Consider the following 10,813-nt stretch of genomic DNA (forward strand, 5'->3'; position numbering starts at 1 on the left):
TTGCTGACGGAAATGCAGAAAAGGCGTGGATGGCCGGGACAAGCCCGGCCATGACGGAGTGATTGGCGTGCGCAACGTTCAGACAAATCGGTGACCCGGCCAGCGAAGCCGCGCTGGCCGCTCAGCTACTCCGGCCGCGGCATGTCGAACATCGCGTCGGGGCGGATTTCGAAGTAGTCGCCGCGGCGGCCGGCGCGGACGATCGGGCGGGCGAGCGCGGTCTGATACACGCCGTCCTGGATCAGCCGCTTGTCGATATGCACCGCGACGACTTCGCCGATCGTCAGCCAGGCCTGCGCCTTGGTGCCGTCCGCGCCCTTGAGCTGGATGATGTCCGACAGCTTGCATTCGAACGACACCGGGCTCTCGCCGACCCGCGGCGGCTTGACCTTGGTGCTCGGCAGCTTGGTGAGCTTGCCGAGGTCGAATTCATCGACCTCCTGCGGCACCGTCGCCGAGGTCGCGTTCATCGCCTGCGCCAGCTCCATCGTCACCAGATTCCAGACGAACTCGCCGGTCTCCTGGATATTGGCGACGGTGTCCTTCCAGGTCGTCGAGGAAAACCCGATCAGCGGCGGCTTGTAGTTGAAGGCGTTGAAGAAGCTGTAGGGCGCCAGATTGACGTGGCCGGCGGCGCTGCAGGACGAGATCCAGCCGATCGGCCGCGGCGCGATGATGGCGTTGAACGGGTCGTGCTTGAGGCCATGGCCGTTGGCCGGCTCGTAGGAATGCAGATCGGTCACGCGGAGGTCCCGGGTTAGGAAGCGGCCACACCGCTGCGGTGCGCGCCGAGGCTGCGGAGGATGAAGTCGATCATCTGATCGATCGTCGGACCATCCTTGTTGATGGTCTGGGCGATCATCTGAGGATGGAAGAATCGCATCATCGCCGTGCAGGTGCAACCCGCCGCCACCGGAACGTCCGGCACGTCGAACTCCCGGCTGGCCGCGCCCTGGGTCACCACCTGGGTGATGGCGCCGACGATCTGCTGCATGTGCAGCACGCAGACATCCCAGTTTTCCTCCATCGCGATCGCCACCATCTCGTGCAGCTTCTCGTCGCCGACATAGCGCTCGCGATTCATCCGGTGCACCGTGGACAGCAGTTTGCGCAGCCGGTCGGCGGCCGGACCGCTCTCCGCCGCGATGCCGGCGGCGACCTCCTCGACCTCGCCCATCAGATGCCGCGCCACGCCGGCGTGGATCGCCTTCTTCGAATCGAAGAAGCGATACACGTTCGCCGGGCTCATCTGCAGCACCTTGGCGATGTCGGCCACCGTGGTCTTCTGGTAGCCGATCTGACGAAACAGACGTTCCGCCACCACCAGAATACGGTGACGCATGTCGGCTTCGGTGTTCTCTGAAATCACGCTCATCAGGGCCGCAATGTCGAATTATTCGGCCGCATCGGCAAGCGGAAACGCACCCTGCGCATGATCGCCATGCTGCGGCGCAAGATCGGCGCCGCCACGCTCATCGAGGCTTTTGCGGAACCACAAGGCGTAGAGCCCCGGAAGATAGAACAGCGTCAGGAACGTGGCGACGAACAGGCCGCCCATGATGGTGATCGCCATCGGTCCCCAGAATGCCGAGCGCGACAGCGGGATCATCGCCAGGATCGCGGCCAGCGCGGTGAGCACCACCGGGCGCGCGCGCCGCACCGTCGCCTCGACGATCGCCTCGCGCCGGGTCGATCCCTGCGCCACATCGGTCTCGATCTGATCCACCAGGATGACGGTGTTGCGCATGATCATGCCGGCCAGCGCGATCAGCCCGAGCAGCGCCACGAAGCCGAACGGCGCGCCGGCGACGTTGAGCCCGAGCGAAGCGCCGACGATGCCGAGCGGCGCGGTGAGAAACACCAGCAGCAGCCGCGGGAAGCTCTGCAGCTGGATCATCAGCAGCGTCAGCATCACGATGACCATCACCGGGAAGAGCACGAAGATCGAGGCGTTGCCCTTGGCGGATTCCTCGATCGCACCACCAGTCTCGATGCGGTAGGCCGGCTGCAAGCTGTCGCGGATCTCTTTCAACTGCGGCCAGATCGCGTTGGTGACATCGGGCGCCTGGACGCCGTCGACGACGTCGGCCCGCACCGTGATCGCCATGTCGCGATTGCGCCGCCACAGGATCGGCTCCTCGTGCGCATACTCGACCTTGGCGACCTGCGACAGCGGCACCGCGACGCCGTTGCGCGCCGTGATGGTGAGTTCGCCGATGCGGCCGAGATCGAGCCGCTCCGCCGGCACCGCGCGCGCCACCACGGCGATCTTCTCGACGCCGTCGCGCACCGTCGTCACCGGCGCGCCGGAGATCAGCATCGCCAGCGCCTGCGAGACATCCTGCGGCGTCAACCCGAGCGCGCGGGCGCGGTCCTGATCGACCACCAGCTTGAGATACGGCGACTGCTCGTTCCAATCGAGATGCGGATCGACCACGTTCGGATTGCGCTTCACCACATCGCGGACCTGATAGGCGATCTCGCGCACCTTGGTGGTATCAGGTCCGATCACCCGGAATTGCACCGGGAAGCCGACCGGCGGACCGAAGTTGAAGCGGTCGACGCGGACGCGCGCTTCCGACAGCCGACCCTCATGCGCCGCCGCTTCGATCCGCGCCTTGATGCGCTCGCGGGCTTCGACATCCTTGGCAACGATCACGATCTCGGCGAAGGATTCGGTCGGGAGCTGCGGGTTGAGGCCCATCCAGAACCGCGGCGAACCTTTGCCGACATAGGCCGTGTAGGTGGCGATGTCGCCGTCGTCCTTCAGCAGCGTCTCGGCCTCCTTGACGGTGTTCATGGTGACGCCGAACGCGGTGCCTTCCGGCAGCCGCAGCTGCAGGAACAGTTCGGGCCGCTCCGACAGCGGGAAGAACTGCTGCTGCACATGGCCGAAGCCGACGATCGCCGCGACGAACAGGCCGACGGTGGCAAGCACCACCGTGCCGCGCCAGCGCACGCACCACGCCACGCCGGCGCGCAGCGCCCGATAGATCCGGGTGTGATACACAGCGTCGGGATCGTGGCCCTTCCGGCCGGCGAAGTCCGGCAGCAGCTTGACGCCGATATAGGGCGTGAAGATCACCGCGACGAACCACGAGGCGATCAGCGCGATCGCCACGATCCAGAAGATGCCGCCGGCATATTCACCGACCGATGAGTTGGCGAGGCCGATCGGCAGGAAACCGGCGGCGGTCACCAGCGTGCCGGTGAGCATCGGGAACGCCGTCGACTCCCAGGCGAACGACGCCGCTTTGGCGCGGTCCCAGCCCTGCTCCATCTTCACCACCATCATCTCGACCGCGATGATGGCGTCGTCGACCAACAGGCCGAGCGCGATGATCAGCGCGCCGAGGGTGATGCGGTGCAGGTCGAGCGACATCGCGTTCATCACGATGAAGACGATCGCCAGCACCAGCGGCACCGACAACGCCACCACGATGCCGGTGCGCCAGCCGAGCGCCAGGAACGACACGAACAGCACGATCACCAGCGCTTCGACGAACGACTTCATGAATTCGCCGACCGCGTGTTTCACCACCAGCGGCTGATCGGCGATCTGCTCGATCTCGATGCCCTGCGGCACGTCGCCCATGAACTCCGCGGTCGCGGCTTTGACCTGCTCGCCGAGGTCGAGAATGTTGGCGCCCTTGGCGGTGACCACGCCGATGCCGATCGCCGCCTTGCCCTTCTGCCGCACCATGTAGTCGGTCGGGTCGACATAGCCGTGCGACACCGTGGCGATATCGCCGAGCCGGAACACGCGGCCGTTACTCTCCACCGGCGTTTCGGCCACCGCCTTGACGCCGTCGATCGCGCCGGTGACGCGTAGCGGCACGCGCTGCGACGAGGTTTCCACCGTGCCGGCCGGCGTCACCGCGTTCTGCTTGGCGAGCGAGTCGAACAGCGCCTGCGGCGTCAGCCCGAGCGTCGCCAGCTTGGCGTGCGAGAACTCGACATAGATCTTCTCGTCCTGGGTGCCGTAGACGTTGACCTTGGTGACGTTGGCGACCTTCAAAAGACGCTGGCGCAGGCCTTCGGCGGCCTTCTTGAGCTGCGCGTAGCTCGCGCCGTCGCCGGTCATCATATAGAGGATGGAGTCGACGTCGCCGTATTCGTCGTTGATGGTCGGCCCGATCAGGTTGCTCGGCAGTTGCGGCGCAACGTCCCACAGCTTCTTGCGCAACAGATAGAACAGATGCGGCACTTCGGCGGGCGGCGTCGAGTCGCGGAAGGTGACCTGCATGGCGGCGAACGACGCCTTCGAATAGGTCTGCACCTTCTCGAAATACGGCAGCTCCTGCAGCTTCTTCTCGATCGGATCGGCGACCTGCGCCTGCATCTCCGCCGCGGTCGCGCCCGGCCAGATCACCGACACCACCGCGACCTTGACGGTGAACGACGGATCCTCGGCGCGGCCGAGCCTGAGATAAGAGTAAGCGCCGGAGACACCCAGCGCGCAGATCAGGAACAGGATCAGCGCCGGATGTGCGACCGCCCAGGCCGAGAGGTTGAACCACCGCATCGCCGCCCCCCCGCCCCGGTCAGAACGCGAGCGACGACACGACCCGGACCTTCTCGGTCGGGTCGAGTTTCTGGACGCCGAGCACCACGACCTTGGCGCCGTCTTGGAGACCGTCGCCGATCACCACGCTCTCGCTCTCATAGGCCTTCACCGCGACCGGGGTCAGCGTCACCTGGCCGGAGCTATCGACCACATAGACCGAAGGCGATCCGCCCTGGTTGAACAGCGCCGACAGCGGCAGCCGCGCCACCCGGTCGGTCGCCGGATCCGACAGCGTCAGCGTCGCCGTCATGCCGAGCGCGATACCGTCGTCGGCATCCGGCAGCGAAAACTTCGCCAGATAGGTACGAGTCGCAGGATCGGCGATCGGAGAGATCTCCCTCAAGTTTGCCACATGAATTTTGCCCGGCTCCGACCACAGGCTGACATGCGCTTGGCCCTGCCTGGCGCGGCCGATCAGCGTCTCCGGAATCGCCACCACGGCTTCCTTCTCGCCGAACCGCGCGATGCGAAACGCCGCCTGCCCGGCCGCCACGACTTGGCCCGCATCGATCAGCGCCGCAGTTACAACGCCGCGCGTATCCGCATTCAGCGTCGCGTAGGACAGCGAGTTGCGGGTCAGCTCCACCGAGCGCTCGGCCCGCGCGAACCGCGCCCTGGCTTCGTCAGCAGCGGCCCGCGCCTGATCCATCTGTGCTTCGGTCGACCAGCCCTTGCCGCGCAGCTCCTTGGCGCGGTTCTCCGAGGCGATCGCCTGCGCCAGCACGCCCTTGGCGGCGCTGTACTCGGCCTCGGCCTGCTCGGCCTGCAGCTTCAGATCGGTCTGATCGAGCGTCGCCAGCGGCTGCCCGACGTCGACGGTCTGGCCGACTTCCACGAGCCGCTGCGCCACCTTGCCGGTGACCCGGAAGCCGATATCGGTTTCGATCCGCGGCCGGATCGTCCCGACGAAACTGCGCTGCGGCGACGCCGCGGCGTAGCGCAGGCTCTCGACCAGCACCGGCCGCTCCGGCTTGTCCTTCTTGGCCTGCTTGTCGTCGCAGCCCGCCAATGTCAGCGCCAGCAGGGCTAGAGCCAAGCCGATCAGAAGCCGGACCATTCCATCGAACATCGGATGCGCTAGCATGACAGACCCCTCAGCCGGAACTGAGGGAACCGTCTCCTGATTGATGACGATTGTCAATAATCGTCAGTGATCACGATCTCGTGGCGTTCATGCGTTATTGCGCTGCACCATCATAGGCGCGCTGCAGAGCCGGGCCGTCGAGCTTCACCATCTGCATCATCGCCCGCATGGCCCGTTCCGCACCGGCCCGATCAGGGCCTGCAAACAGCTTCGGCAGGATCGCGGGCGCGATCTGCCAGGACAGGCCGTAGCGGTCCCGCAGCCAGCCGCATTGATCCGGCTCGCCGCCCTCGAGCAGCGCGTCCCACAGCCGGTCCACTTCAGCCTGGTCCTCGCAGTTGATCATGAAGGACACTGCGTGGGTGAAATTGGCTCGCGGCCCACCGTTCAGCGCCAAGTAGCTCTGGCCCGCGAGGGTGAATTCGACCAACAGGATCGCCCCTGCAGGGCCGGATGGCGTGTCAACGACGCTACGTTGGACATGGTCGATCCGGGAATCGGGAAGCAAGGAGACGTAGAATCGCGCCGCCTCCTCGGCTTCGCTGGCAAACCACAGGCAGGGGGTGATCTTCGACATGGCACAACTCCGCTAGAGGCATCGTGCCGAGGACGAACGCGCGAAGCCATTTCCGACAGCGGAGGAGCACCGCCGATCAGCTCGCCAGCTTGAACTTGCCTTCGCAGTGATGGCGCAGCTCGATCACCGCCGTGGAAAGCTGCGCTGTCTGCGCCTTCAGCGCGTCCGGCGACACGAGCGGGGCCGCCACTTCGATCGCGCGGGCGATCTCCGCCACCGAGCCGAAACCCAGCGTCGCCGCGCCGCCTTTCATCGAGTGCGCCTCGATCGCCAGCGCCTCGCGATCGATATCGGCGGCGAACTGCCGAAACAGCGCGATCCGGCGATCGGTTTCGCTGAAGAACAGCGACACCATTTCGGTCACCTGCTCGCGGCCGATCTCTTCGGTCAGTTCAGCCAGCACGTTGAGATCCACCGGAGCGCGCGGAGCCGCCGGCTCCTGCGAGGCGCTTGCGCCGCCGCCGCGAAGGGCGCGCAGCACGGCCGCAACCAGTGCCGGCTTGCGCAGCGGCTTGGCGAGGAAATCGGTCATGCCTGCTTCGCGGCAGGCCTTGATGTCGTCCGGAAAGGCGTTGGCGGTCAGGGCGATGATCGGCAGGCCGGCCAAAGCTCCGCCGCGGCTGCGGATCGCACGTGTCGCAGCCAGACCGTCCATGATCGGCATCCGCACGTCCATCAGCACGACATCGACCTCCTCCGCCTCCAGCGCCCGCAGCGCCTCGGCGCCATCGGCCACCACTTGCGTATCGGCGGCGAATTCCTGGAGCATCTTCAAAACCACCATCTGGTTGGTGGTGTCGTCCTCGGCGATCAGCACGCGGAGCGGATGGCCCAGCATGGCGATCCGCGTCCGCAGATCGTCGTTGCCGACCCGGTCGAGGCGGTAGTCCGAAATGAGAGCATTGCTCCATGGTAGATCGAGGCTGAACCGGAACGTCGAGCCCTCGCCCGGCCGCGACGTGACGTCGATGCCGCCTCCCATCTGCTCGACGATGCGGCGACTGATCGCGAGACCCAGCCCTGTGCCGCCGAACCGGCGATTGATCGACAGATCGGCCTGCGCGAAATCCGTGAACAGCGAGCCGACGCGCTCCGGCGGAATACCGATGCCGGTGTCGGTCACCTGCCACTCGACCGTCGCATAGCTGTCGTCGCGCCGGACGCAGGTCAGAACGATGGCGACGCTGCCGTGCTCGGTGAATTTCACCGCGTTGAAGGCAAGATTGAGCAGCACCTGGCGAATGCGCTGAACGTCGCCGGTCAGCGCCGGCGGCAGCCGGGGATCGATATCGATCTTCAGGCTGAGGCCCTTCGCCCGGGCGTTCGGCTCGACGATCGACCGCACCGCATCGACCAGCACCACCGGCGAGAAATTGACCTGTTCGAACTCGATGCGTCCGGCCTCGAGCTTCGACAGATCGAGGATGTCGTTGAGGATGCGCAGCAGATTGTCGCCGGAGTCGCGGATCGTGGTCACCGCATGATGCTGATCCGGATCGAGGTTGGTTTCGAGCAGCGAGTTGGCGAGCCCCAGCACACCGTTCATCGGCGTGCGGATTTCGTGGCTCATCATCGCCAGGAAGCTCGATTTCGCGCGATTCTCGGCCTCGGCCTGCTCGGCCCGCCATCGCTCGGTGACGTCGCGGCCGACGCCGCGATAGCCGGTGAACTCGCCATTGTGGTCGAACATCGGCCGCGCAGTGAGTGACCACAGCCGCGGGCTGCCGGCGATCCGCACATGCACCAGCACGTCGTGCAGCGACTCGCGCAACGCCATCTTGGCCGCCACGCCTGCGGCGCTGCGGCCATCCTCCACGCACAACATGCCGAGCACGTCGGACAGCTGCGCGCCGCATAGAATGTTGGCCGGCAGATGCGCGACCTCGACGAAGCGATCCGGCACATGGACGAGACGCCCAAGCGTATCGGTCTGCCATAGCCAGTCGCTGGCGTTCGCCTGGAAATCTTTCAGCAGCAGCGAGATGATCTCGGTGTTGCGTTCGAGTTCGAACTGGGCACGCAGATTGTTGAAGAACATCTCGCCATGCCACATCAGATTGCGCGACATGAAGACCGCGTAGAGCACCAGGAAGGCTGCGGTAATCATGTAACTCGCACCGGAGCACAGCATCAGCGAGATCGCCGAACACAGGACCATCGCCCAGGTGTAGGCGAGTCCCGCGCGCGGCACCGTCGAGAGCGTGAACGCGCCCCCGGACATCATCCCGGTGACCAGACAGCCGATAATCAGCTGATCGGTGGGCGCCGCGCTCGGAAACAGCGCGATCGGCATTGCACCCCAGATCAGGCCCAGGATGAAGGCCTGCACGCTCATCCGGCGGGTGGCATTGGCGGATGCTTCGCGCGGCGGATTGTGCCGCGTCCCGAGCCACGAGCGCACGGCCATCGCCGCGACGACACACAGCGCAGCGAACCATGCGGCCAGAAACATGTTGCGACCGCCGTCCCAGAACACCAGCACCACCAGGGTCGCGTTGATGATGTTGATCGACATCGTCACCGGCACCAGCCGGCTGACGCTCGCGATCTGCTCGGCGCGGATCAGGCGCATCTCGCGCTCGTCGACGTCGGGGATGGAAATCAGCGTGCCTGCACCACGGCCGCCCAGCCAGAAATCGAGGCGCGCGCTCCAGTCTTTTCCGGGCGTCAGCGCCGTCGTCATCGATTGCCGTAGGCCGGACATTTCGAAAAGCTCTCTCGGCCGATCTCGTCGGTTCTGAATCACACGCTAATCTTACCGGCCTAGCAAGATAAACGTATCGGCACCGGCCGCCGGAGTTTCCCGAGGACAGTCATGCAGGAAAAGCAGGTCTTGCCGGAGCATGGCCCGCAGCAGATCCCGGACTGACGTCGGACTTTGCACGGTTTGGGTTCGACCATGCGGAGTTGGTGCTTCCGCAACGTTAATGCTCAAGGGCGAACCCGGCGCGATGCCGGCCTCAGTTAACAATCGCCGAAAGATCGAAATTAATCCCGATAGTCGGAAGAGCGGGACCAACGAGATAACTAATTACCACCAGCTCTCACCTTCGTTGCAATCCGACAACCGCACAATCGGGGCGCGCGGTGCGATCTGGAGGGCGGCGTTTTGTTCCAATATTTCAATACGATCACAAACATTCCGGGGCGGAACAAAGCTGCCGCGCAGCCCGTTGTCGGTCCGAAGCTCACCAGTCCCGGTGATGCTCATTTGGTCAGGAGATTTCTCATGGGTAGCACGATGGACAAGATCAAGGGCGCGGCCAACGAGGTGGTCGGCAAGGCCAAGCAGGGCATCGGCGAAGCCACCGGCTCGGAAAAGCTGCAGGGCGAGGGCGTGGTGCAGGAAGCCAAGGGCAAGGGCCAGCAGGCGCTGGGCGACGCCAAGGATGCGGTGAAGGACACCACCGATAAGGCTGCGGCCGCGGTTCACCGCAATCTGTGATTTCAACGCCGTGGCGGGGCGATGGCCCTGCTCATTGCGGAAAAGACCGGCCTCGGCCGGTCTTTTTGCGTCAGCGTCGTCCGGCCAGAACCGCCGGATTGACGACATTGCTGGGCTCCCCGGCCGCGAACGCCACGATCTGATCGAAAATGTCACTGAACTGCAACTCGTACTCGTCCCGCGTCACATAACCGATGTGCGGCGTCGCAATGACGTTTGGCATGGTCAGCAGCGGATCCTGTGGATCGCGCAGCGGCTCGGTGTCGAACACGTCCAGCGCCGCCATCCCCGGGCGCCCGGTGCGCAGCGCGTCCAAAAGCGCACCCCCCTCCACCAACCCCGCCCGGCTGGTGTTGACCAACAGCGACGTCGGCTTCATGCGCGCGAGATCCGACCGGGTCACGATGCCGCGTGTCGCGTCGACCAGCCGCATGTGCAGGGACAGCACGTCGCTCCGCGCGAAGAATTCTTCCTTGCTGCCGGCGATCTGGTAGCCGTCGGCGCGCGCCTGGCTCAGGTTCGGCTCGCGCGCCCAGACCAGCACCGACATTCCGAATGCGCGCCCGTAGCCCGCGACGACGCTGCCGATCCGGCCGTAGCCATAGATGCCTAGCGTCTTGTCACGCAGCGTATGACCGACGCCGATCTGCCAGGTGCCGGCTTGCAGCGCGGCCATCTGCTGCGGGATCTGCCGCATCGCCGCCAGGACCAGTCCCCAGGTGAGTTCGGCCGCCGCGTAGGACGGCGTGTCGGCATGCATGTTGGACGAGACGACGATGCCGAGCCGCGTGCAGGCCGCGATGTCGATGTGCGGATAGACGCTGCGCTGACTGATCAGCCTTAGCTTCGGCAACTTCTCCAGCAGCGGCGCCCGGATCTGCGTGCGCTCACGGATCAGCACCAACGCCTCGACATCCTTCAGCCGCTCCGCCAGCGCATCGGTGTCCTGGACGTGGTCGTTGTAGATCGTGACGTCGTGCCCTTCGAGCTTGGCGAAACACGGCAGCGTCCGCAGCGTGTTGAAGTAATCATCAAGGATCGCGATCTTCACGCGGCGTTTCCTTTTCTTCTCCCCTCCCCCTTGCGGGGAGGGGTCGGGGGTGGGGGTCCGCGAGCGCTGCGACCCGTGGCCCCCCACCC

8 protein-coding genes are annotated in these 10,813 nt (G+C 65.4%); 1 reads left to right on the forward strand and 7 read right to left on the reverse strand.

Going from position 1 to position 10,813, the window contains the following annotated elements:
• Nucleotides 1–125: 125 nt before the first annotated feature.
• From IP86_RS21945 to IP86_RS21970, 6 genes are all read right to left on the reverse strand, one after another.
• Complete coding sequence (locus IP86_RS21945; RefSeq protein ID WP_054164558.1) at nt 126–743, reverse strand: flavin reductase family protein; 618 nt, start codon at nt 741–743, stop codon at nt 126–128.
• A 14-nt stretch (nt 744–757) separates the two neighbouring features.
• The gene (locus IP86_RS21950; protein WP_054164559.1) at nt 758–1,375 is read right to left on the reverse strand and encodes a TetR/AcrR family transcriptional regulator; all 618 of its coding nucleotides are present in this window, start codon (nt 1,373–1,375) and stop codon (nt 758–760) included.
• An 18-nt stretch (nt 1,376–1,393) separates the two neighbouring features.
• Nucleotides 1,394–4,525, reverse strand: a complete 3,132-nt coding sequence (locus IP86_RS21955) for an efflux RND transporter permease subunit (RefSeq protein ID WP_054164560.1) — start codon at nt 4,523–4,525, stop codon at nt 1,394–1,396.
• Between the two features lie 19 nt (nt 4,526–4,544).
• Nucleotides 4,545–5,651 (reverse strand): efflux RND transporter periplasmic adaptor subunit, encoded by a 1,107-nt coding sequence (locus tag IP86_RS21960; RefSeq protein WP_054164561.1) that lies wholly within the window; start codon nt 5,649–5,651, stop codon nt 4,545–4,547.
• A gap of 94 nt (nt 5,652–5,745) precedes the next feature.
• Entirely contained in the window at nt 5,746–6,228 is a 483-nt protein-coding gene (locus IP86_RS21965; protein WP_054164562.1) for a VOC family protein, read from the reverse strand.
• Nucleotides 6,229–6,304: 76 nt separating this feature from the next.
• A complete protein-coding gene (locus IP86_RS21970) occupies nt 6,305–8,932 on the reverse strand; it encodes a PAS domain-containing hybrid sensor histidine kinase/response regulator (protein WP_054164563.1) in 2,628 nt (875 codons plus the stop codon).
• A 525-nt stretch (nt 8,933–9,457) separates the two neighbouring features.
• Between IP86_RS21970 and IP86_RS21975 the strand changes: the two genes are divergently transcribed.
• On the forward strand, nt 9,458–9,673 hold the full coding sequence (locus IP86_RS21975; RefSeq protein ID WP_054164564.1) for a CsbD family protein: 216 nt from the start codon (nt 9,458–9,460) through the stop codon (nt 9,671–9,673).
• Between the two features lie 70 nt (nt 9,674–9,743).
• On the opposite strand, the gene IP86_RS21980 is transcribed toward IP86_RS21975, so the two are convergent.
• A complete protein-coding gene (locus IP86_RS21980) occupies nt 9,744–10,724 on the reverse strand; it encodes a D-2-hydroxyacid dehydrogenase family protein (protein ID WP_054164565.1) in 981 nt (326 codons plus the stop codon).
• Between the last annotated feature and the right edge of the window lie 89 nt (nt 10,725–10,813).

The sequence above is a fragment of the Rhodopseudomonas sp. AAP120 genome, from assembly GCF_001295845.1.
Lineage (GTDB): Bacteria > Pseudomonadota > Alphaproteobacteria > Rhizobiales > Xanthobacteraceae > Rhodopseudomonas.

What these genes read in the sequence shown, in the direction of transcription:
- IP86_RS21975 (WP_054164564.1), top strand. Translation starts at nt 9,458, where the DNA reads ATGGGTAGCACGATGGACAAGATCAAGGGCGCGGCCAACGAGGTGGTC.
- IP86_RS21960 (WP_054164561.1), bottom strand. Translation starts at nt 5,651, where the DNA reads ATGCTAGCGCATCCGATGTTCGATGGAATGGTCCGGCTTCTGATCGGC.
- IP86_RS21955 (WP_054164560.1), bottom strand. Translation starts at nt 4,525, where the DNA reads ATGCGGTGGTTCAACCTCTCGGCCTGGGCGGTCGCACATCCGGCGCTG.
- IP86_RS21970 (WP_054164563.1), bottom strand. Translation starts at nt 8,932, where the DNA reads ATGTCCGGCCTACGGCAATCGATGACGACGGCGCTGACGCCCGGAAAA.
- IP86_RS21950 (WP_054164559.1), bottom strand. Translation starts at nt 1,375, where the DNA reads ATGAGCGTGATTTCAGAGAACACCGAAGCCGACATGCGTCACCGTATT.
- IP86_RS21965 (WP_054164562.1), bottom strand. Translation starts at nt 6,228, where the DNA reads ATGTCGAAGATCACCCCCTGCCTGTGGTTTGCCAGCGAAGCCGAGGAG.